Source organism: Pseudomonas sp. Marseille-Q1929 (genome assembly GCF_017316265.1).
GTDB lineage: Bacteria > Pseudomonadota > Gammaproteobacteria > Pseudomonadales > Pseudomonadaceae > Aquipseudomonas.
In genome coordinates this window covers 683,292-704,756 of sequence record NZ_JAFLWU010000001.1, presented here as the reverse complement: position 1 = coordinate 704,756, position 21,465 = coordinate 683,292, and the positions used below count along the sequence as shown (strand labels likewise).

Annotated in this window: 27 protein-coding genes and 1 tRNA gene; 9 read left to right on the top strand and 19 right to left on the bottom strand. The window is 59.4% G+C overall.

The window, feature by feature from the left end; translation table 11 throughout:
- The first annotated feature begins 26 nt into the window (after window positions 1-26).
- The 9 genes from J1G37_RS03295 to sctU are packed head-to-tail and all read left to right on the top strand — an operon-like array spanning window position 27 to window position 6,972.
- Entirely contained in the window at window positions 27-929 is a 903-nt protein-coding gene (locus tag J1G37_RS03295) for an FHA domain-containing protein (protein WP_207040166.1), read from the top strand.
- A complete protein-coding gene (locus J1G37_RS03290) occupies window positions 926-2,284 on the top strand; it encodes a FliI/YscN family ATPase (RefSeq protein WP_347402332.1) in 1,359 nt (452 codons plus the stop codon). The genes J1G37_RS03295 and J1G37_RS03290 overlap by 4 nt, the downstream gene beginning before the upstream one ends.
- Complete coding sequence (locus J1G37_RS03285; RefSeq protein WP_207040165.1) at window positions 2,271-2,699, top strand: YscO family type III secretion system apparatus protein; 429 nt, start codon at window positions 2,271-2,273, stop codon at window positions 2,697-2,699. The genes J1G37_RS03290 and J1G37_RS03285 overlap by 14 nt, the downstream gene beginning before the upstream one ends.
- A complete protein-coding gene (locus tag J1G37_RS03280; protein ID WP_207040164.1) occupies window positions 2,696-3,148 on the top strand; it encodes a type III secretion system HrpP C-terminal domain-containing protein in 453 nt (150 codons plus the stop codon). The genes J1G37_RS03285 and J1G37_RS03280 overlap by 4 nt, the downstream gene beginning before the upstream one ends.
- Entirely contained in the window at window positions 3,145-4,158 is a 1,014-nt protein-coding gene (locus J1G37_RS03275) for a FliM/FliN family flagellar motor switch protein (RefSeq protein WP_207040163.1), read from the top strand. Before J1G37_RS03280 ends, J1G37_RS03275 begins: the two co-directional genes overlap by 4 nt.
- Entirely contained in the window at window positions 4,155-4,808 is a 654-nt protein-coding gene (gene sctR / locus J1G37_RS03270) for a type III secretion system export apparatus subunit SctR (protein ID WP_207040162.1), read from the top strand. Before J1G37_RS03275 ends, sctR begins: the two co-directional genes overlap by 4 nt.
- A gap of 7 nt (window positions 4,809-4,815) precedes the next feature.
- The gene (gene sctS / locus J1G37_RS03265; protein WP_207040161.1) at window positions 4,816-5,079 is read left to right on the top strand and encodes a type III secretion system export apparatus subunit SctS; all 264 of its coding nucleotides are present in this window, start codon (window positions 4,816-4,818) and stop codon (window positions 5,077-5,079) included.
- Between the two features lie 10 nt (window positions 5,080-5,089).
- Window positions 5,090-5,878 carry a type III secretion system export apparatus subunit SctT gene (sctT, locus tag J1G37_RS03260; RefSeq protein WP_207040160.1) on the top strand — a complete coding sequence of 263 codons (789 nt, stop codon included), beginning with the start codon at window positions 5,090-5,092 and terminating at the stop codon, window positions 5,876-5,878.
- Complete coding sequence (gene sctU, locus J1G37_RS03255) at window positions 5,875-6,972, top strand: type III secretion system export apparatus subunit SctU (RefSeq protein WP_207040159.1); 1,098 nt, start codon at window positions 5,875-5,877, stop codon at window positions 6,970-6,972. The genes sctT and sctU overlap by 4 nt, the downstream gene beginning before the upstream one ends.
- On the opposite strand, the gene J1G37_RS03250 is transcribed toward sctU, so the two are convergent.
- The 19 genes from J1G37_RS03250 to J1G37_RS03160 form a co-directional block, all read right to left on the bottom strand.
- Window positions 6,973-7,344 carry a transcriptional regulator gene (locus J1G37_RS03250; protein ID WP_207040158.1) on the bottom strand — a complete coding sequence of 124 codons (372 nt, stop codon included), beginning with the start codon at window positions 7,342-7,344 and terminating at the stop codon, window positions 6,973-6,975.
- Window positions 7,341-7,544 (bottom strand): HrpT family type III secretion system protein, encoded by a 204-nt coding sequence (hrpT, locus tag J1G37_RS03245; protein WP_207040157.1) that lies wholly within the window; start codon window positions 7,542-7,544, stop codon window positions 7,341-7,343. The genes J1G37_RS03250 and hrpT overlap by 4 nt, the downstream gene beginning before the upstream one ends.
- Window positions 7,541-9,688 carry a type III secretion system outer membrane ring subunit SctC gene (gene sctC, locus J1G37_RS03240; RefSeq protein ID WP_207040156.1) on the bottom strand — a complete coding sequence of 716 codons (2,148 nt, stop codon included), beginning with the start codon at window positions 9,686-9,688 and terminating at the stop codon, window positions 7,541-7,543. The genes hrpT and sctC overlap by 4 nt, the downstream gene beginning before the upstream one ends.
- A gap of 11 nt (window positions 9,689-9,699) precedes the next feature.
- Entirely contained in the window at window positions 9,700-10,095 is a 396-nt protein-coding gene (locus tag J1G37_RS03235; protein ID WP_207040155.1) for a type III secretion system chaperone, read from the bottom strand.
- 2 nt (window positions 10,096-10,097) lie between these two features.
- Window positions 10,098-10,313: a hypothetical protein gene (locus tag J1G37_RS03230; protein ID WP_207040154.1), complete on the bottom strand. Its 216-nt coding sequence runs from the start codon at window positions 10,311-10,313 to the stop codon at window positions 10,098-10,100.
- A gap of 83 nt (window positions 10,314-10,396) precedes the next feature.
- Window positions 10,397-10,990 carry a type III secretion system stator protein SctL gene (sctL, locus tag J1G37_RS03225; protein ID WP_207040211.1) on the bottom strand — a complete coding sequence of 198 codons (594 nt, stop codon included), beginning with the start codon at window positions 10,988-10,990 and terminating at the stop codon, window positions 10,397-10,399.
- 11 nt (window positions 10,991-11,001) lie between these two features.
- Window positions 11,002-11,571: a type III secretion protein gene (locus tag J1G37_RS03220; protein ID WP_242551378.1), complete on the bottom strand. Its 570-nt coding sequence runs from the start codon at window positions 11,569-11,571 to the stop codon at window positions 11,002-11,004.
- Complete coding sequence (gene sctJ, locus J1G37_RS03215; protein ID WP_207040210.1) at window positions 11,561-12,361, bottom strand: type III secretion inner membrane ring lipoprotein SctJ; 801 nt, start codon at window positions 12,359-12,361, stop codon at window positions 11,561-11,563. The genes J1G37_RS03220 and sctJ overlap by 11 nt, the downstream gene beginning before the upstream one ends.
- A 5-nt stretch (window positions 12,362-12,366) precedes the next feature.
- Complete coding sequence (locus J1G37_RS03210) at window positions 12,367-12,735, bottom strand: EscI/YscI/HrpB family type III secretion system inner rod protein (protein ID WP_207040153.1); 369 nt, start codon at window positions 12,733-12,735, stop codon at window positions 12,367-12,369.
- A 116-nt stretch (window positions 12,736-12,851) separates the two neighbouring features.
- Window positions 12,852-13,055, bottom strand: coding sequence for a hypothetical protein (locus tag J1G37_RS03205; RefSeq protein ID WP_207040152.1), 204 nt, complete (start codon window positions 13,053-13,055; stop codon window positions 12,852-12,854).
- A 175-nt stretch (window positions 13,056-13,230) separates the two neighbouring features.
- Complete coding sequence (locus J1G37_RS03200; protein ID WP_207040151.1) at window positions 13,231-14,154, bottom strand: sigma 54-interacting transcriptional regulator; 924 nt, start codon at window positions 14,152-14,154, stop codon at window positions 13,231-13,233.
- A gap of 322 nt (window positions 14,155-14,476) precedes the next feature.
- Window positions 14,477-15,577, bottom strand: coding sequence for a redox-regulated ATPase YchF (gene ychF / locus J1G37_RS03195; protein WP_207040150.1), 1,101 nt, complete (start codon window positions 15,575-15,577; stop codon window positions 14,477-14,479).
- A 21-nt stretch (window positions 15,578-15,598) separates the two neighbouring features.
- Window positions 15,599-16,183 (bottom strand): aminoacyl-tRNA hydrolase, encoded by a 585-nt coding sequence (pth, locus tag J1G37_RS03190; RefSeq protein ID WP_010213318.1) that lies wholly within the window; start codon window positions 16,181-16,183, stop codon window positions 15,599-15,601.
- Between the two features lie 168 nt (window positions 16,184-16,351).
- On the bottom strand, window positions 16,352-16,945 hold the full coding sequence (locus J1G37_RS03185) for a 50S ribosomal protein L25/general stress protein Ctc (protein ID WP_207040149.1): 594 nt from the start codon (window positions 16,943-16,945) through the stop codon (window positions 16,352-16,354).
- 138 nt (window positions 16,946-17,083) lie between these two features.
- Window positions 17,084-18,025 carry a ribose-phosphate pyrophosphokinase gene (locus J1G37_RS03180; protein ID WP_003208392.1) on the bottom strand — a complete coding sequence of 314 codons (942 nt, stop codon included), beginning with the start codon at window positions 18,023-18,025 and terminating at the stop codon, window positions 17,084-17,086.
- A 46-nt stretch (window positions 18,026-18,071) separates the two neighbouring features.
- A tRNA-Gln gene (locus J1G37_RS03175) sits at window positions 18,072-18,146 on the bottom strand.
- Between the two features lie 37 nt (window positions 18,147-18,183).
- Complete coding sequence (ispE, locus tag J1G37_RS03170) at window positions 18,184-18,987, bottom strand: 4-(cytidine 5'-diphospho)-2-C-methyl-D-erythritol kinase (RefSeq protein ID WP_242551416.1); 804 nt, start codon at window positions 18,985-18,987, stop codon at window positions 18,184-18,186.
- 49 nt (window positions 18,988-19,036) lie between these two features.
- Window positions 19,037-19,654: a lipoprotein insertase outer membrane protein LolB gene (gene lolB, locus J1G37_RS03165; protein WP_207040147.1), complete on the bottom strand. Its 618-nt coding sequence runs from the start codon at window positions 19,652-19,654 to the stop codon at window positions 19,037-19,039.
- Window positions 19,655-19,658: 4 nt separating this feature from the next.
- A complete protein-coding gene (locus tag J1G37_RS03160) occupies window positions 19,659-21,383 on the bottom strand; it encodes a tetratricopeptide repeat protein (protein WP_207040146.1) in 1,725 nt (574 codons plus the stop codon).
- Window positions 21,384-21,465 lie beyond the last annotated feature (82 nt).

The window sequence follows — 21,465 nt, the reverse complement described above, 5'->3', positions numbered from 1 at the left end:
TGTTTTGTATCAGGGAGGGTTGGTTGATGTTTGAGTTGCGTGTACTTGATGGCTTGCATCAGGGCGCTGCGTTGCCGCTGTTTGGCGAGCAATGGAGCATCGGCGCCCACGAGGGGGCCGACCTGCTGTTGAAGGATCCTGGGGTTGCGGACCAGCACGCGCGGTTGCGGCTGAACGACTCCATTTGGTCGGTGCAGGCCGAGGCGGGGGTGTTGCAGGACGCCGACGGACAGGTGCTGGCACAGATCGTGAACCTGGCCCCGAATGTACCGTTTTCGATAGGCGCCATTCGGCTGTGCGTCACCTTGGCCGATCAGCCCTGGCCTCAGGCGGCACCGGCACTGGGCACTGTGCCGCCATCGGTGGCCGCCGAGGTTCCACCGGCATTGAAGCTGTCGTCTATTGCGCCGACGCAGCAAAAACGCCTGCTCAGCCTGGTGTTGGTAGCGGCTGTGATCATTGTGGCGGTGGGCATCGCCGCTACCGACGACCGTGAAGCCCAGGCCACCACGGCACCCCCGGTGTTCCAGAAAAAAGAACTGGCTTCGCCGTTTGAAGTACGCCAGCAGTTGCTGAAGATGCTCAGCGAGCGTGAGTTGGGCCAGCGGGTCAGCCTGCAGGTGATCAATGGCCAGGTCACTCTCAGCGGGGAGGTTCCCCAGGACGATGTGGAGTTGGTAGCGCGCATGCTCGGTCGCTTTGGCGAGCTGTTCGACAGCGCCGTGCCGGTAATCAGTCGTGTACGCGTCAGTGACGGAGCATTGCCGTTCAGGATTGTGCAGATCATTGGCGGGCCGAATGGCCATGTGGTTCTGGAGGACGGTGGCCGGTTGTTTGTAGGCGACGAGTTGGACGGCCTGCGCCTGGTGCTGATCGATAACAGCAAGGTGATCTTCGATGGCCAGCAGCGGTACGAGGTGCACTGGTGAGTGCTGATCTGCAACGGCGACTCGACGCCTGGCAACAGCGCCAGTCACAAGCGCTGGTGAGCTTCGCACCGGTGACGATGCGCGGCCGCATCCAGCGCGTCAACGGCATGTTGTTGCAATGCCGATTACCCCAGGCGCGGATTGGCGACCTGTGCCAGGTGGAGAAAAATCCGGGCGACTTCATGCTCGCCGAGATCATCGGCTTCGATCAGCAGGATGCCGTACTCAGTGCCCTGGGCAACCTCGAAGGCGTGCGGGTGGGGGCCAGCGTGGAGCGCCTTGGTGTGCCGCATCGGGTGCAGGTCAGTGATGCGTTGCTGGGCCAGGTGCTGGACGGTTTTGGCCGGCCTATCACCGGCGAGGGCGCCAATGCGTTTGTCGAGGCCGACACGCAGGACGCGAGCCCTGTGCTGTGTGAAGCACCGCTGCCCACCGAGCGGCCGAGGATCAACCGTGCGCTGGCCACAGGGGTGCGCTCGATCGACGGTTTGCTGACATTGGGTGAAGGCCAGCGTGTAGGCCTGTTCGCGGGGGCCGGTTGCGGCAAGACCACCTTGCTGGCCGAGATCGCCCGTAACGTGGAGTGCGATGTGATTGTGTTCGGCCTGATCGGCGAGCGGGGCCGGGAGCTGCGCGAGTTTCTTGACCATGAGCTGGACGAGCAACTGCGTGCCAAGGCCGTACTGGTGTGCGCCACCTCTGATCGTTCCAGCATGGAGCGAGCCCGCGCCGCGTTTACCGCCACGGCCCTGGCCGAAGGTTTCCGGCGCAAGGGGCAGCGGGTGTTGCTGCTGATCGACTCCCTGACGCGTTTTGCCAGGGCCCAGCGTGAAATCGGCCTGGCCGCCGGCGAACCCCTGGGCCGTGGTGGTTTGCCGCCGTCGGTGTACAGCCTGTTGCCTCGGCTGGTGGAGCGAGCCGGGCTGACACGCGAGGGTGTGATCACTGCGATCTACACGGTGCTGATCGAGCAGGACTCCATGAGCGATCCGGTGGCCGATGAGGTGCGCTCGCTGCTCGACGGTCATATCGTGCTGTCGCGCAAGCTGGCCGAGCGCGGCCACTATCCAGCCGTGGACGTGTTGGCCAGCCTGTCGCGGATCTTGAGCAACGTCGCCGAGCCTGACGACATCCGCGCGGGTACGGCGTTGCGTCGCTTGCTGTCGGCATACCAGCAAATTGAACTGATGCTCAAGCTCGGCGAGTACCAGCCTGGCAGCGACGCCCTGACCGACCTGGCAGTGGAGAGCCGCGAGGAGGTCGATGGTTTTTTGCGTCAGGACTTGCGTGAGCCGACGCCAATGGCGATGACGCTGGAGCAACTGCGGGAGCTGACGAACCATGTCCCATTCTGACGCCGCACTGAGTGAAATCGAAACCCTGCGGCGGTTGCGCCGGCATCGGGCCGACCGTGCCGAGCGTGCCCTGCGTGAGGCCAAGCGCGCCGAACAAACCCTGCTCGCGCATATCCGCCAGGCCGCGGATGCGCTTGAGCAAACCCGCCAGGAGGAGGTGCGCCAGAGTGCGCAGTTGCTCAGCGAGCATCAGGGCCAGGTGCTTAGCCTCCAGGCGCTGAAATCCTGGGGGCTGAAGGAGCGCTCGTTGTGCGCCGGCACCCAGCGTGAAGCAGGTCAGTTACAGGCATTGCAGGGTCAGCAGGACGAGAAGAAAAGCCTGGTTGGCACTGCGCAGAAACACGTCACCGAGTGCTTGCGCCAGGTGGAAAAACTAAAGGAGTTGGCCCTATTGCTGGCAGAGGAGCAGACATGACCCAGGTTTCAACCAAACCCACCGAACGCCCACGCGTGCCACGGGCCGAGCGTGAGCCGCAAGCGACAAGTGTGGTGCTGTGGGAGCAGGGGCGATTCTTTGCCCAACTGCTTGCCGATGAGGATGGCGGGGGAGGCTACGGTGCTTCCCTGGGCAACCTGAAGGCGGTGTCCGCAACCACTTTGGTGCAGGCACTCACCGAACAACTGGTGCCCCGTGTGCTGGGCGCAGCGCAATGGCCGCTCCAGGCGACGTTGTACCTGCCGCGCCTGGGCCGGATCAACGCCAGTGTGCGCCGTGAGCAGGGTGCCTGGAACATTGAGCTGGACGCCGAGCTCGACGCCACCGCGCGCTGGCTCAGTGGCGTGCGGCAACAGTGCCAGGAGCAGTTGACGGGCGCGCTGGGGCTGGCGGTCAACCTGCATTTGTCCAACTCTGGTTCGGCATGATGATGCCGTCTTTGACATTGCCTTTGATCAAGGGCGATACGGTTGCCGCTCGCCGTCGCCTGGGGCGTGGTCTATGCCTGCCGTTTCAGGTTGCCGCCAAGCGCGGGGAGCTGCGCCTCGAACCCGGACACTTTGCCGGCCAGGGCGAGGCCCTGTGCTTCGAGACGGCACGGGGTGTCCTGGCGTTTGCTGAGGCCGGCTCACTGCTGAGTCTGCTGGGCGAGTGCCCGGTGACCTTGTCCAAGGTGGGCAATGATCCTGACTCGTGGTTCTGGGCACTGTTCCAGCACCACCTGAGCCCCCAGGTGCGAGCGTTGCTGGGTTATGTGCGCTTGCTGAAAACCGAACGCCCCAGTGGGTTCGGCTGCCGGCTCAGCGTGACCCTGGGCGCTTCCCGAGTCACAGGTTATGTGTGGCTGACTCCCAACAGCTTCCTCGCCCTGTGCGACGTCGCAGCGTGGCGTGCTGTCGCCGCCCCGTTACCGGCGACCTTTCAACTGGCGCTGGCCGTGACCCTGGGCCGTGTGCCACTGCCTATGCGGCAAGTGCGCGGCCTGCGCGCCGGCGATGTGCTGGTGCTAGAGCAGCTGTTTTTTCGCGCCGACGGCACTGGCCACGTATCGGCAGGCAAGCAGCGATTGCTGGGGCGTATTGGCGATGAAACCGGGCCGTTGTGCCTGACCGTTACTTCTCTAGAGGACACCTCCGTGGACGAGGATTTTGCAGTTCCCCACTACCCCGATCAGGAAGACGATACCCCCGTGGTGGATGTATTCGGCAGCGAGCCGTTTGACGAGTTGAGCATGCTGCTCAATGTCCGGTGTGGGACCTTGAACCTCACCCTGGGCGAGTTGCGCAATCTCGCTCCCGGTTCGGTACTGGGTATCGGCGGCTATGCACCAGGTATGGCAGGGCTCTACTACGGTGACCGCCTCATTGGCCAGGGGCAACTGGTCGAGGTCGATGGGCGCTTGGGCTTGCAGGTCTCCCGTGTGAATTTCAGTCGATGAGCATCCAGGGGCTTGACCCCATTGTCCTGGCGGTTTTTCTCGGCGCGCTCTCGTTACTGCCCATGCTGCTGATTGTGTGCACCGCGTTCTTGAAGATCGTCATTGTGCTGATGATCACCCGCAACGCCATCGGTGTGCAGCAGGTGCCGCCGAGCATGGCCATCAACGGCATCGCGCTGGCGGCCACGCTGTTTATCATGGCGCCGGTGGGTTACGAGATCGCCGAAGGTTTGAAAACCGCACCGCTGGACACGAGCAATGTGCACGCCCTTCTCCAGACAGGCTCGGAGGCGATCAAACCGTTGCGTGCATTCATGCTGCGCAATGTGGACGCGGATGTGCTCACGCATTTGCTGGAAAACACCGCACGGCTATGGCCTGCGCAAATGGCCCAGGAGGTTCAGCGCGATGACCTGATCCTGCTGATTCCGGCCTTTGTGCTGTCGCAATTGCAGGCCGGTTTCGAGATCGGTTTCCTGATCTACATCCCCTTTATCGTGATCGACCTGATCGTTTCCAACCTGCTGTTGGCGCTGGGCATGCAAATGGTCTCGCCGATGACTATTTCCCTGCCGCTCAAACTGCTCTTGTTCGTGCTGGTATCCGGTTGGTCGCGGCTGCTCGACAGCCTGTTTCTTTCCTATCTCTGAGTGGCCTATGGAACCGATCGTGCTGTTCAAGCAGGGCATGCTGCTGGTGGTGGTGTTGTCCGCACCGCCACTGATTGTGGCGGTCGTGGTGGGCGTGTTGACCTCCCTGGTACAGGCGCTGATGCAGGTGCAGGACCAGACACTGCCCTTTGGTATCAAGCTGGTGGCGGTGGGTATCACGCTGATCCTGACCGGGCGCTGGATCGGGGTGGAGTTGATCCAATTGATCAACCTCATGTTCGACATGATCGCCCGTTCGGCCCTGAACTGAGGCTACGCCTGTGCTGTTGTACCTTGATTACCTGTCCAGCCTGGTTATCGCCATGGCGCGGATATACCCCTGTGCCATGTTGGTGGCAGCGTTCTGTTTTCAGCATGTGCGTGGCATGCCCCGGCACACCATTGTGCTGGTCCTGGCGCTGTTGCCCGCACCGGGTATTCACGCTGCGCTGGAGGGCCAGGACTACTCGGCGCTGATGCTCGGCGCGTTGGTGCTCAAGGAGGTCGCCTTGGGGTTGTTGCTAGGGGTGCTGTTGTCGATGCCGTTCTGGATGTTCGAGTCGGTGGGGGCGCTGCTGGATAACCAGCGTGGCGCCTTGGCCGGTGGCCAGCTCAACCCTTCATTGGGGCCGGATGCGACGCCGATCGGGCACCTGTTCAAGCAACTGGCGATTTTCTTGCTGATGATCAGCCTGGGGTTGGGGGCGATGACCCAGGTGATCTGGGACAGTTACCTGATCTGGCCGGCGACGGTGTGGTTTCCGTTGCCGGGAGCCAATGGGTTGGGCCTGTTTCTCGGTCTGCTCGCCGACACCTTCACGCATATGATGCTGTATGCCGCACCCTTTATCGCTGTGCTGCTGTTGCTGGAGTTCGGCATTGCGCTGTTGGGGGTCTACAGCCAGCAGTTGCAGGTGAGCACGCTGGCGCCGCCCGTCAAGAGCCTGGCTGGCCTTGGCATTTTGCTGTTGTATTTTGCGCTGTTGCAGGACCTGATCGTTGGGCGCATGAGCCTGCTGGGGGACCTCAAACATACGCTGGGCCTGATGTTCACGGGGCCGTCAACATGAGTGACTCGGGGGAGAAAAAACACCCGGCCAGTGCCAAGAAGCTGCGCGACCAACGCAAGAAAGGCCAGGTCGCGCAAAGCCAGGATGTCGGCAAGTTGTTGGCGTTGACAGTCATGAGCGAGATTGCCTTGCTCACTGCCGAGACCAGCATGCAGCGTTTTCAGCAATTGCTGGTGCTGCCCATATCACGCATCACTCAGCCCTTTGCACGCACGCTGGAGGAAGTGCTGGTTGAAAGCCTGGTGATGTTTTTTTCGTTTTCCCTGCTGATGGCTGCCGTCGCAATGGCATCGAAGCTGATCAGCAGTTGGATGCAGTTCGGATTGTTGTTTGCTCCGGAAGCGCTGAAGCTCGATTTCAATCGCCTCAACCCCATCAGTCAGCTCAAGCAGATGTTTTCCGCCCAGCAAATCATGAATTTGTTGATGAGCGTCGCCAAGGCGGCGTTGCTGTGCCTGATCTTGTACGTGGTGATCTGGCCTTCACTGGATGCGCTGATCAACCTGGCCAACAGCGATCTGCCGACCTACATCCTTGCGTTGATCAGCCTGTTTCGCCACTTGCTGCATGCCTGCCTTGGGTTACTGCTGGTGCTGGCGCTCATCGATGTGACGATGGTGCGGTACTTTTTTGCCAAGCGCTTGCGCATGACGCAGGTCGAAGTCGTCAAAGAGTACAAGGACATGGAAGGCGACCCCCATGTGAAGGGCCAGCGTCGTGCGCTGGCCCAGCAGTTGGCCCAGGAGGAACCCAAGGTCAAGCTGCCCAAGCTGGAAGAGTCCGACATGTTGGTGGTCAACCCCACGCACTTTGCCGTTGCCTTGTACTACCGCCCCGGCAAAACACCGTTGCCGCTATTGGTAGAAAAAGGGACGGACGCCAACGCCCGTCAGTTGATCGCCAGGGCCAAGGCGGCTGATATCCCGGTGATCCAGTGTGTATGGCTGGCGCGCACGATCTACACGAAAAAGCTGGGGGAGAATATCCCCCGTGAAACCCTGCAGGCCGTAGCGGTGATCTACCGGACCTTGCGTGAGCTCGATGACGAAGCCAAGCGCGAGACCTTGCAACTGCCAGAACTGGAGTTGCGTTGATCAGCGCGTCGAACGTCGGTTCAGGCTGTCGATATTGGCCAGAGAGAGCATCTGGCTGAGGGCTTTTTCGACGGCGTCGCGCTGGGCGGGTAACGCCTGCCAGATCACCAGGCTGCCTTGGGCGTCGAGGTAGACAAAACAACCCTCGAACATCGTTGCTTGCTCAAATCGACGTTCCAGCACCTGCTGCAATTGCCCGGTTTGCAATGCTTCGCGGGAAACCTCCAAGGCCAGCCCCCGACGGTGGCCGGCGTGCAGTGCACACACCTTGATGCCAGGGGCGAGTTGCTGGTGAGCGGCACTGCCGCTCACCAGGTTGTCCAGGAATACCTGGCGATGCCGGTCATCGTCGGGCAACCCGTGGGCACTCATCGTTCCAGCGAAACCGTCTGGTAGTCCGCGCGCTCTCCGGCCGGGCCGGGTTCGACACGCATGTGGGCCGGCCACCAGATCACCAGGTTTTTGCTGGTCGATTGCGGGCGCGAGCAGGAGTCGCCCCGGCAGGTGGGGGTGCAGCCGGTGGCGAGCAGTGTCATGCAGATCAGGGTGACGCACATCAATGGTCGTTTCATGGCGTGGCCTTTTTAGTCGTGTGGATCAGGGAGGGGCGCGGCACACTGAGGTGTTCATCCTTCACCACGGGGCGCATGGCGATAAACACCTCGGCCTCTTCGCCCGGTTTGAGCCAGGCGTGCGGCCAGACGCTGACGGCCAGGGTCTGCGAGTTGCTGCATTCTTTTTCATCAATGCGCACATTGCGCTTGAACTGGTTGCGTAGCACCACGACCGCCACGTTGTATTCAGGGCCGGCATACCATTGGCTACGGTCGGTGTTCAGCGCCAGCAAATCGCGGGTGTTGCACAGGGTGGTCAGCCCCAGGGGCATCGGTGCCAGCTTGAAGGCCTTGGGCACTTCGCCGCTGACCAAGTGGGCGAGGGTGCTGATGATGTCACTGCGTTTGATCACCGGCTGGTGGGGGGCATAGCGCCTGGCCAAGGGGGTGAGGGCGGCTTGCAGCTCAGCCTGATCAGCCTGGGGCAGGTAGCGTGACGGGTCGGATTGGTCGCCGATGACGCGCGGGGTGAGGATGAACAGGCGTTCACGTCGGTTGTTCTGCCGTTCAGTCGAGGAAAACAGCGCCTTGCCCAGCAGTGGAATATCCCCCAGCAACGGCACCTTGTTCTGCTTGTCGGTGCTTTCGGTGACGTGGAAACCACCCACCACCAGCGAGCGTTTTTCGGCCATCACGGCTTGGGTGCTGACCTTGCCCCGGCGCACGTCCAGTTGGCCGGGCTTGGGATTGGACTCGTCGAAATTGCCGTCTTCGATATCCACCACCAAGTGAATCTGGTGGCCGCCGCGACTGGTGATCACCCGTGGTACGACCTGGAAACTTGTACCCACGGTAACCGGCAAAATGGTTGCGTACTGTCTGCCGGGCGTCAGGTACTGGGTGCGGTTGAAGTCGATGACCGCCGGCTGGTTTTCCAGGGTCAGGACCGAGGGGTTGGAGACCATGGTCGCCAGCCCCTTGGCTTCCAGTGCGCGTATATCCGCGTAGAAGCGGTCGCGATTATCGATCGACAACTGCGAGGCCGTGCCCGGTGCCAGGTTGGTGCCGACCCCGCGAAAACGGCTGTTCTGAAACCCCCAGTTCACACCGAATTCGCGCAACTGTGTGCGCTCGATGTCGAGGATGATCGCATCGATCTCCACCAGCTTGCGTGCGACGTCGAGTTGCGTGATCAACTCGCGGTACATGGCCTGGCGCTCCGGCAAATCGTAGATCAGCACCGTGTTGTTGCGCACGTCGGCTTCGACGCGAATCCGGCTGGCGGGCGCCGGTGCGCGCGGGGTGAGCACGGCACCGGTTTGCGGTTGCCCACTGTTGCCGTCCGCACCGAGCATCTGCCCCAGCAGTGGATTGCTCAGCCGGGGAATATTTGGCGTGAGGGGAGAGGGCGGCGATGGGGCGCGCTGGCCAAGTCCCGAGAAGGCCGAGGAGGTCGAGGGAGGTCGCGGCTCCAGCAAGCCGCGCAAAATGCTCGCGACGCCAGGAACGTCAAGCTTCTCGCCGCGATAGTCCACTTGGCGATCCGCAGCGTTGGCAAACTTCAGTGGATAGCTCAGCACACTCTGTTTTTCATCCGTCGAGCGCCGCTGGGTGCTGAAGTGCTTGATCTGTTCGATATAACGCCGGGGGCCGGAGACCAGAACGACGCCATCTTCCGGCAGTTCGCCCCAGCCGAAGCGGCTGTCGAGCAGGCCAATATCCGTCAGGGCTTTCTTGAGATCGGCGATGGTCTCGGACGAGACCTCCAGGCGCGCAGACTCCTGCTGGTCCAGGGTGCTGATATACAACGTGTTGTTGTACAGGTACCACTGGAAACGGTGTTCGACGCCTAGCCGGTCGAGCAATGACTGTGGGGTGTTGGCGCGAATCTTTCCATTGACGTTGCCCTCCAGCAGTCCCTCGACCTGCAGCTGCGTGCCAAAGGTCTGGGCGAAGTCTTCGAGTACTTCGCGCAGCGGTTTGTGCTGGGCCTCATAGGCGTAGGCGGTGTTTTTCCATTCGGAAGGGATGGCGGCGAGGGCACTTGCCATAGGAACCAGCAACCATGGCAATGCGATCAGGCAGCGCCATCCCGCGCGTTTTGATGATGCGCCGGGCGAATCAAAGCGCAAGCGGGTGTGCTTGTGGGGCTTATTGAACATACGGTGTTCTCTTATTGGTAAGACTGCGAGCGTAGCGGGATGGGTTTGAGGTCCAGCGCCGGCCGAACGAGGCGCGCAGCGGTGGAACGCCAGGTATCGCGCTGGTTGAGCAGGGTCTGCAGGCAGCCGCAAAGGCCGGCCTCGTCCCATGCACCCCGCAGGTTTTGGATCAGCCAGAGCGCACCGGTGTCAGGTTTCTGAGCCAGTGCGCCCGGGAAATGATTCAAGCTGGCGGCGCCCAGGCGCATCCAACGGTACAAGGCGGCGTTATCGGTTAGCGTTGAAGTCAGCTGAGCCCCCAGCAGCAAGGTCCCGGCCTGGCGCTTCAAGATGATTTCGTCGTCGCCCTCAAACAGGGTGAGTTGCTCCTCGTGGCTGTCCAACCAGTCACTGACTAGCGCTTCCATGGTTATTGGAAACTCTCAAAGGCACTTTTGAGCAGCAAGTGATTGACCCGGTTATGTTCCAGGTAGGCCATCTGCGTCGTTGCTTTTTTCATGGCCAGTTCGAAGAATTCAGCGTCTGAACCATGGGCTGAAACTTCGGCAATATTCGAGGTGTAAGACTTGTGGGCGACATCGCTGTTTCTTAACAGTTGACGGGATAGATCGTTAAAAAAGTCCATGGTGTGTCCTTCATGCCTGTGGGTTTGAATGCGTGGATCGACTTTTTTTGCAGGGCGGTATGACCACCGTCCTGCGCCTGCGCTCAGGTAGATATCCAGTACGCTTTGCTGTTATTGAAGAAGGCTTCGAGCAGTGAACACCAACTGATACGAAAGTCGCCTTCGTCGGTTTTCAGAACGAGTGTCTGAGGCGGGACTGCCTCGTCGGTGTGAAGCTTCCAGTACGTGGCGTTGCGTTGGGAAAGGCACTGTTTGATCTCCTCAAGGTCCTGTGGGTGGCACAACAGCGTGGCGTTGACTTCCTGGACTTGGCTGGCCAGCAATTGCTTCAGAAGGGCTGCCAGCCTCTGGGGAGGTGCGATGTCGTCCAGCAGGCAACGAATAACCTGGTTGGTGATGTCGGTCGCGTAGTGCTCCAGGTGGTCACACATCGCTTGGCGGTCGAGATCCCACTGCTTGAGCTGGGCATCGGCGCGCTGCCAGATTTGCAGCGAGGCTTCTTGCTCCAACACTTCGCATTTTTTTGCGGCCTGGCGCAGCAGCTCGTCGGCCTGGGTATTGGCGCGGCGTAAAAGCTGGTTGGCCTGTTCCCAGTCCTTTAGTTCTTCCCGGGGGATCAGGCTGCGTGGCAAACCAGCAGCGCCGTTGAGCAACTCAAGGGTGTGTCGGCATAACATCGGTGATCTCCTTACCCATCCGAGCCTGGGGGCATGGTGTCGCTTGCCGTTGTCGTAACCCGCCAGACGACGGCTTGCCACAGCGTGTTCAACGGACTGCTGGCGCTCTTGATAGGCGGTTTTTTTTCCGACTCGCGTACGCGCTCACGGGGGAAGCGCAACCGAAGGCGCTGCCAGATCGAGGGTTCGACCCAGCTATGGAGCAGTTGCAATGGATCAGCATCGGGCAGCAGCAGCGCTGGAGGCAGGGCCTTGGAGAGCCGCGTGCACCACAGTTGATGACTTTCGCTCAAGGTCGACGAGGCTTGCGGGCTGAAGGTGTCGTGAATCAACGTCAGCGCCAGGTCGAGTTGCTCCCTGGAGGCAAGGGCCAGGCGAAGAACGGTGGCGTGAGGTGCCGGAGGCAGGCAGGCAGCAACTCCCGGGAGGTTGCACGGGACCAGTGCGCCACTGCGCGCGCTTGCATCCATCGCAGAGAACGCGTCATCTCGCCAGTCTTCGTGGGCGTACTTGAGGGGGAATGCCCACCATTGGACCCAGGCCAGATGTTCATTTATCGGCTGATCGATACTAGGCGTCATGGGTAGCGCCGATTGGTGCGCCGACTTCAGGCGTCCCTCGTTGCGCGCGCTGGCGCCGAGCATGCAGTAACAATGCGGCGCCCGTGAGAGCTACCAGGCCGAGCAGAAACAGGGTGACGCTGGTCCGCCAGAACCCGAGATCCTCGCCAGGCACCAGGAATGGCCCGAAATAGGTCAGGCGCTGCTGTTCCTGATACGTCGTGGCCGGCACGAATATCACGCTGAGCTTTTGCGGATTGTCCACTGCCGTGGTCATCCCCGGGATGCTGCTCGCGACCATTCTGCGCACGCGAGCGCGGATGTTGTCGGGGTCCAGGCGTGGATCGTGTTTGATGAACACGGATGCGGATGCGGGTTGGACCGGCTCACCCGGCGCGATACGTTCCGGCAGCACCACGTGCACACGGGCAACGATCACGCCGTCAATATTGGACAAGGTGGACTCAAGTTCCTGGGACAGGGCATAGATGTAGCGCGCCCGTTCCTCCAGCGGCGTGGAAATGACGCCTTCCTTGCGAAACGTATCGCCCAGGGTGGTGCGGGCAACCCTGGGCAACCCGACGGCCTCCAGCGTGCGTACGGCGCGCCCGATATCGATGGCATCGACCGCTACGACGACACCGTCTTTAGCCGGGATTTTCTGCGCGCGGATATGTTTATCCGCCAACTCCGCGATGACCTCATTGGCCTCTTGCTCGGACAGTTGGCGATGCAGTTCGACACGGTCGCTGCAACCGCTCAGCAGAAGTGCAACCGTCAGGAGCAATGTGACAGGCAGGAATGTATTCATGGGCACTATTGCAGGTTGCTGATTTTGTCGATGCATTGGGTGGCCTTGCCCAAGCTTTTGACGAGCAGTTGCGAGGTCAATACGACGTTGGACAATTCACGCGGGTATTGCTTGAAATCATCCGGATCGGCGCCTTTGTTGGTGGATCTGAGTGCGTGCGCAACGCGGCTTTCCAAGGCTTTGACATGCTGCCCGGCCTCTGCCAGAAGCGTAGGTCTCTGATTATTGTCGGCACGGGCCACTGGCAGCGCTGAACGTTCGAGCGATGAGGTGAAAAAGCCGATATCGGTAGTGGATGTTGAATGGGCTCGTGTTCCGACGGTGTCTTCAAGGCTGTTGTGTGGTGCTGAAAAGCCAAGTTCTTTGATCTGCATATAAGGCCTGCGATGTCGATGTTTGACGCAGCGATCACATGAACGCTGATGCCCAAAGTTGCTGTTCCAGCGAACATGAAAATCTCCCCGATACATGAATCGGGGAGATGATCGTGTTATCGAACCTCTTTGGCCGCAGCATATTTGTTGGTGATTTGCTTCGCTTTCAGACTCAGCTCGAAGCCTTCGCGGGCAACGGCTTCTGCTTTTGCCAGCAGATCTTCGTTGCTGTTCCCGCCACCGGGTTTTGTTCCTGAACCGGCCTGGGATGACGAGTTGCCATAACTTTGTCCCAACGAAGAAAGACCCGGAATACTCATGATGAAACTCCAATTTCAGTTGTTGAAGGAGAGATTTATTTGCCGTTAATCAAGTTTGGCTATGAATCATCTTTTGTCTTGCAACTTGAGTCCGGCAGTTGATGTGTGGCCTTCGGCAACAAAGCGTTCCAAATCTTTCGGCGGCAGATGTATCTAAATGTTCTGGAGCACCCCATCAGTCCAGCGATATGCCCAGTTGTTTCATCCTGTAGTAAAGCGTGCGTTTGGCGACGCTCAGTTCGGCAGCGGCGCTATCGACACAGTGGTCATGGCGTAACAGCGACTCTTCGATCAGTGCTTTCTCAAGTTGCTGCAGGCGTGCCTTCAGGCTCATGGCCGTTTCTTGCCGGCTGCCCAGGGCCGTCGAGAGCAGGGGCAGGCCTAGAACGAAACGTTTGGCTGTCGAGCGCAGTTCGCGGACATTGCCCAGCCAGGGATGGCAGAGCAATTGTTGCAAGAGCCCGCTAGGCGGCGGTAGGGTGGGGCATCCGAAGTGATTGGCTTCTTGCTGGATCATTTCCAGGAACAACGGAATGATGCGCTCGCGCCGATCCCGCAGCGCCGGGAGCTGGATGTGCACGACATTCAAACGAAAGTACAGGTCACGCCTGAAGGTGCCTTGCTCAACCATCGTGTGCAGCGAGTGTTGGGCCGAGGCAATGACGCGCATATCGACGGGGATGAAGCGGGTCGAACCCAGGCGTTCCACGCCGCGCGACTCCAGCACCCGCAACAACTTGGCTTGCAGAGCCAGCGGCATGCTGTCGATCTCATCAAGGTACAACGTACCCAGGTGAGCCGCCTCCACAAAACCGGCCCGCGATTGCATTGCGCCGGTGTAGGCGCCACTGTTGACGCCGAACAGCTGGCTTTCCGCAAGGCTTTCCGGGATGGCCGCGCAGTTCACCGCAATGAAACTGCCTCGTCGTCCCGACAGATGGTGCACCCTTTGTGCCAGGGTGTCCTTGCCTGTGCCGGTTTCCCCCAGCAGCAGGATGTCAATGTTGAGGATCGCAGTGGTATTGATCGTTTCTTCAATATCTGACCCTTCAATAAAGAGAGGGTCTACTTCCTTGTCTATTTGAAACGAGGCCGACATAGTGAGGGTGCTCCACTATCGCTATCACTTCATTGTTGGTCTGATGCTCTGTTGATATCAACCAGGACAATTTAACTTAACAAGTTTGTCTTTGAGCATGTAAGGGCCAAATGGCCAAGATGCTGTACGAAAAGTAAGAGCTGTCTGCTACTTGAGTGGGTCGCTTATTACTAGATGCGAAGTTGCGCGAGATGTCAGTAAGATAAATCTTAAACTCTGATTTAAAAGGCGGCGGTATACCGTTAGCTACGCGGTCAGCGCCCACAAAAAAGCCGATGCATGGCATCGGCTTTTTAGTTTGCGGCCAAGCCGCAGGGGAGGCTTAGACGTTGAAGCGGAAGTGCATCACATCGCCATCTTTAACGATGTAATCCTTGCCCTCCAGGCGCCATTTACCGGCTTCCTTGGCACCGGCTTCACCCTTGAACTGGATGAAGTCGTTGTAGGCGATCACTTCGGCACGGATAAAGCCTTTTTCGAAGTCGGTGTGGATCACGCCGGCGGCCTGTGGCGCGGTGGCGCCGACCTTGACGGTCCAGGCACGGACTTCTTCGACACCGGCGGTGAAGTAGGTCTGCAGGTTGAGCATTTCGTAACCGGCACGGATCACGCGGTTCAGGCCAGGCTCTTCCAGGCCCAGGGCCTCGAGGAACATGTCCTTCTCTTCGCCGTCATCAAGCTCGGCGATTTCTGCTTCGATCTTGTTGCACACCGGCACCACGATCGCGCCTTCTTCGTCGGCGATGGCCTTGACCACGTCGAGCAGCGGGTTGTTCTCGAAGCCGTCTTCGGCAACGTTGGCGATGTACATTACCGGCTTGGTGGTCAGCAGGTGGAAGCCTTTGATCACGGCCTTCTCGTCAGCGCCCATGTTCTTCATCAGGCTGCGTGCCGGCTTGCCTTCGGTGAAATGCGCGATCAGTTGTTCCAGCAGGCCTTTCTGGACCACAGCATCCTTGTCACCACCCTTGGCGTTACGCGCAACTTTCTGCAGTTGCTTCTCGCAGCTGTCGAGGTCGGCGAAGATCAGTTCGAGGTCGATGATCTCGATGTCGCGTTTCGGGTCGACGCTGTTGGAGACGTGAATCACGTTCTCGTCTTCAAAGCAGCGGACCACGTGGGCGATGGCGTCGGTTTCGCGGATGTTGGCCAGGAACTTGTTGCCCAGGCCTTCGCCTTTCGACGCGCCGGCAACCAGGCCCGCGATGTCGACGAATTCCATGGTGGTCGGCAGGACGCGTTTTGGATTGACGATGGCCGCCAGTGCATCCAGGCGAGCATCCGGCATCGGCACGATACCGCTGTTGGGCTCGATGGTGCAGAAGGGGAAGTTCTCCGCCGCAATACCGGACTTGGTCAGGGCGTTGAACAGGGTGGATTTGCCGACGTTGGGCAGGCCGACGATGCCGCAATTGAATCCCATGGTGTTTCCCCTCGGTAAGAGTCAGGCCTTCTGGCTGTGCAGGTTTTTCATCGCGCGGTTCCATTCACCGGCGAAGATATCCGGCAGCACGCCGAGGGCAAAGTCGATGCTGGCATCGAGTTTTTCCTGTTCGGCGCGTGGCGCACGACCCAGGACGAAATTTGAAACCATACTGGCAACGCCTGGGTGGCCAATGCCGAGCCGCAGACGGTAGAAATTATTCTGATTACCCAACTGCGCGATGATGTCGCGCAGGCCATTGTGCCCGCCATGCCCGCCGCCGAGCTTGAGCTTGGCAACGCCGGGTGGCAGGTCCAGTTCGTCATGGGCCACCAGGATTTCTTCGGGTTTGATCCGGAAGAACCCCGCAAGCGCCGCGACAGCCTGGCCGCTGCGGTTCATGTAGGTGGTGGGAATCAGCAGACGAACATCCTGACCCTGGTGCGAGAAGCGCCCGGTCAGGCCAAAATACTTGCGATCGGCCACAAGGTTCACACCTTGCGCGTGGGCGATGCGCTCAACAAAAAGGGCCCCCGCGTTATGCCGGGTCTGTTCGTATTCGGCGCCTGGATTTCCCAGGCCAACGATCAGTTTAATGGCAGTCACGACAGGGGCCCTTCCTTTGGAGTTGTGGATAACATCGCCGCAACCGTTGTGCGGCGAAAGTGGACGACAGAAGCTGTTTACTCAAGAGTAAAACGCCGCGTTATCGCCCGCTTTCTCGCTACGTTCCGGTCCGCGATGTTTCCTCAAGCTCCGACGTTACAGAGTGAATTACTCTGCAGCGTCTGCTTCTGGTGCAACGCGTGGAGCGTGTACGTTTGCAACAGCTTTGTCATCACCGTGAGCCAGTGCGACAAACTCAACGCCTTTAGGGGCTTTGAGGTCGGACAGGTGGATGATGGTGCCGACTTCAGCGTTAGCCAGATCGACTTCGATGAACTCAGGCAGGTCTTTCGGCAGGCAAGTTACTTCGATCTCAGCAACAACGTGCGAGATTTCGCCGCCTTTCTTGATCGGAGCAGCTTCACCAACGAAGTGAACTGGAACGATCGCGGTCAGTTTCTGACCAGCAACAACGCGTACAAAGTCAGCGTGCAGCACGTGGCCTTTGGCCGGGTGACGTTGCAGAGCTTTGATGATTACGTTTTGCTTGGTGCCGCCAACGTTCAGTTCGATAACGTGGCTGTAGGCAGCATCGTTTTCGAGCAGTTTGGCGATTTCTTTGGCCAGCATGCTGATGGATTCAGGGGCTTTTTCGCCACCGTAAACTACAGCTGGAACCAGGCTTGCGAGACGACGCAGGCGGCGGCTCGCACCTTTCCCCAGGTCGGAACGCGCTTCAGCATTCAGAGTAAAATCGTTCATGTTGTATCTCCAAAATAACCACATTCGCCCCAGCGTTTGCGACCAGCGCTAAAGGCGATATGGGCAAAAAAGCCCCGCCCCAACAGAATGCTGGGGCGGGGCGCTTTTCGTCAGTGAAATGATCCGAAGGTTTGACCCTTAACGGAACATCGCGCTGATCGATTCTTCATTGCTGATGCGGCGAACCGCCTCGGCAACTACCGGTGCGATATCCAGTTGACGGATACGCGAACAGGCTTGAGCTGCTGCGGACAACGGGATGGTGTTGGTCACCACCAGTTCGTCCAGCATGGAGTTCTCGATGTTCTCGATCGCTCGGCCCGACAGCACAGGGTGTGTGCAGTAGGCGAAGACTTTTGCGGCACCGTGCTCTTTCAAGGCTTTTGCCGCGTGGCACAGGGTGCCGGCGGTGTCGACCATGTCATCAACCAGAATACAGGTACGCCCTTCGACATCACCGATGATATGCATCACTTCAGAGTGATTAGCTTTTTCACGGCGTTTGTCGATGATCCCGAGGTCCACGCCCAAGGATTTGGCAACAGCCCGTGCACGCACGACGCCACCAATGTCCGGGGACACGATCATCAGGTTTTCAAAGCGCTGGTCTTCGATGTCATCCACCAATACTGGCGAACCGTAGATGTTATCTACCGGAATATCGAAGAACCCCTGGATTTGGTCAGCGTGCAGGTCAACCGTGAGAACACGGTCGATACCTACCACGGTCAGCATGTCAGCAACGACTTTCGCGCTGATAGCTACACGTGCGGAACGCGGACGGCGATCCTGGCGGGCATAACCAAAGTAAGGGATTACAGCTGTGATTCGAGTCGCTGAGGAGCGGCGGAAGGCATCAGCCATCACGACGAGTTCCATCAGGTTATCGTTGGTCGGAGCGCAAGTCGGCTGAATAATGAAGACGTCTTTACCGCGGACGTTTTCATTGATCTCGGCTGTAATTTCGCCGTCGGAGAATTTACCGACAGAGATGTCACCGAGAGGGATATGCAGCTGACGTACGACACGTCGAGCCAGATCGGGGTTGGCGTTCCCCGTAAAGACCATCATCTTGGACACGCGCAGTACCTAGAGGCTGAGGGTAACCTGGATGAGTATTAGAAAATGGCAGGGGCGGCTGGATTCGAACCAACGCATGGCAGGATCAAAACCTGCTGCCTTACCGCTTGGCGACGCCCCTGTATCTGTTGCAACGAGTGCCTAACACTCGGTTCCTTTTAGAGCAGACTTTGCAGCTTGCGATGCAACATCGAAACGTTGCTTCCCTTTGCTACAAACCCTGTAAGGGTCTCTGTAAGAAGGGCCGAGACTTTATCAGCTTCAGCTTTGTTTGGGAAGCCCCCAAACACACAACTTCCAGTTCCGGTTAATTTTGCTTCGGTAAATTTACCTAACAAATTCAAAGCGTTACGTACCTCTGGATAACGCCTTGCTACAACCGGTAAGCAGTCATTTCGACTGTTTCCCTTGGGAACGGGGCGCACTTTAATGGGAGAAGAGTTACGTGTCAACAACGGATCTGAAAAAATTTCTGCTGTACTTACAGATACTTGCGGCACAAGCACGAGATACCACAGCTCTTCGGGTTCTACAGGGGTCAGTTTTTCCCCCACACCCTCAGCAAATGCGGCGTGTCCACGCACGAAAACCGGGACGTCGGCCCCCAACGCAAGGCCCAGCGCCGCCAGGCGATCGTGGTCCCAACCCAGCTGCCACAAGTGATTCAGACCGAGCAATGTGGTGGCCGCATTCGAACTGCCGCCGCCGATACCACCGCCCATGGGCAGGATTTTATCGATCCAGATGTCGATGCCGAGCGTGCAGCCGGATTGTTCCTGAAGTTTTTTTGCGGCCTTCACGATCAGGTTGCTGTCGTGGGGCACACCTTCGAATGCCGTATGCAGTTGGATCACGCCATCGTCGCGTACGGCGAAGGTCATCTCATCGCCGTAGTCGAGAAATTGAAACAGCGTCTGCAATTCGTGATAGCCGTCTTCACGGCGCCCAAGAATATGCAGCATCAAATTGAGTTTGGCGGGGGAGGGCAGGGTCAGCTTTTGTACGGTCACGTTATTGCCCCAACTTGCGCGGTTGCCAGTCCTTGATCACCAGCGTGACATCCAGGTCGGTGCCATGCAGCTTGATGCGCTCCGGCAGCCAATAACCACTTTGCTCCACATAGCTCAAATACTCGACCTGCCAACCATCCTGCTCCAGGGTGGCCAGGCGGCTGTCGCCGTTCAGGCTCAGGCGACTTTTGCTGTCCGGCGCGGGCAACCCGCGTACCCACCAGACCAGGTGCGATACCGGCAGCTTCCAGCCAATCTGTTCTTCCAGCAGGGTTTCCGGTGACGTCGCCTCATAGCGGCCCTGGTTGGCCACTTCCAGGCTGACGTGCCCCGGTCGGCCGGTCAGACGTGCGGCGCCACGGCCCAGCGGGCCAGACAGGCGAATATCGTAGTAGTCCTGGCGTTGCAGCCAGAACAAGGTGCCGCTGCCGGAATCTTTCGGCGCACGAACGCCGACTTTTCCTTCGATCTGCCAGCCATCGATACTGCTGAGCTGGTCCTTGTGCTGTTTCCATTGCGCCGGGTTGCCCTGGCCCTCGACGGATTCACGGCTGCCGATGCCCGCACAACCGGCGAGCAGGGTGATAAGGCTGAACACTACAACATGGCGCAAGAACATAAGCTTAAAGGGTCTCGGATCCGGTCAGGCGCTTGATGGTGCCGCGCAGGATGGGGCTTTCGGGTTGTTCCTTGAGGAACTTCTCCCAGATTTGACGGGCTTCGCGCTGCTTGCCATTGGCCCACAGCACTTCACCCAGGTGCGCCGCGACTTCCTGGTCGGGGAACCGCTCCAGGGCCTGGCGCAGCAAACGTTCGGCTTCATCGAGGTTGCCCAGGCGGTAATTCACCCAGCCGAGGCTGTCGAGTACGGCCGGGTCTTCCGGGTTGAGTGCGTGGGCTTGTTCGATCAGCGCCTTGGCTTCGTCGTAGCGCGTCGTGCGGTCGGACAAGGTGTAGCCCAGGGCATTCAAGGCCATGGCGTTGTCCGGGTCGCGCTTGATGATCAGGCGCAGGTCTTTTTCCATCTGCGCCAGGTCATTGCGTTTTTCCGCCTGCATGGCGCGGGTATAAAGCAGGTTCAGATCGTCGGGGTACTGCAGCAAGGCTTGTTGCAGCAGTTTCCAGGCGCGCTCGCCCTGTTTGTTGGCCGACAAGGTTTCAGCCTGGATCAGGTAAAGCTGGATCGCGTAGTCCGGTTCCGCATCGCGCGCAGCCGCCAGGCGTTTTTCCGCCTCGTCGGTGCGGCCATTGCTCATCAGGATATCGGCCTGGCGCAGTTGCGCCGGCAGGTAGTCGTTGCCGGGGCCGACCTGGGCGTATTCGAGCAGGGCGGCCTGCGGGTCGTTTTTCTCTTCAGCAATGCGGCCCAGGTTCAGATGTGCCGAGTCCACATGGCTTTCGCGCTCGATCAGCTCTTGCAGGTAGCCCTTGGCCTCGTCCCAGGCCTTGGCTTCCAGGCACACCAGCGCCAGGGAATAACGCAGTTCATCGTCGTCCGGGTATTGCTGGACCAGGTTGGCGAACTGCACTTTGGCGTCCTCCATGCGGTCCTGCTCGACCAGCATGCGCGCGTAAGTCAGGCGCAGGCGCTTGTCGTCCGGGTACTTCTTGATGCTTTTTTCCAGCAGTGGAATCGCTTCCTTGCCGCGATTGAGATTCTGCAGCAGGCGCGCGCGCAGCAGGATCGGCGCGATTTCACCCTCTTCCGGTGGGTTCTGCTCCAGCAGCTTCAGGGCCGCATCGGCTTCGTCGTCTTGTTGCAGCAGCAAGGCCTTGCCGAAAATCAGCTGGCTATTCTTTGGATGTTTTTGCAGCAGGCGGTCGAAACTCTTCATCAGGCCATTGCGCGTGTCCTGGTCGGTGTCGGCGGCCGACAGCGCGAGGAAGTCGAAATGGGTGTCGCCCTTGCCCTGCAAGACCTTCTCCATATAGACCATGGAGTCGTCGTAGCGCCCGGCGCGTGCCAGTTGCACGGCGGCCGCGCGTTGCGCTTCAAGGTCGTCCGGGGCGTTTTTCGCCCAGATCAGCGAGGTATCCAGCGCAGCCTGATCGGCGCCCAGGTACTCGGCGATGCGAAACGCCCGCTCGGAAATCCCCGGGTCCTGCGTGTTGATGGCCTGGGTCACGTAGTTATCCAGCGCAATATCGAAACGATTGCGCTGGCCAGCCAGCTCCGCGCTCAGCAGGCTGAACACCGTTTCTTCACTGAACGAGGAATAAACCTTGGGCTTTTCAGGGGCGGGGGTGCTGTCTTCCACCGGCGGCGTACCGTCCGGCGACACCGGGGCCATAGCCTGGCAGCCGCTGAGAAAGACAAAAGCAAGGAGCAACGCGGAAGATCTATTCATATAGGAAGAGGACGACTAACCTGCGGTCGGATCATCATGACACAAGCCTTCGGCCAAACATAACCGAGACTCAGTTGGTGTA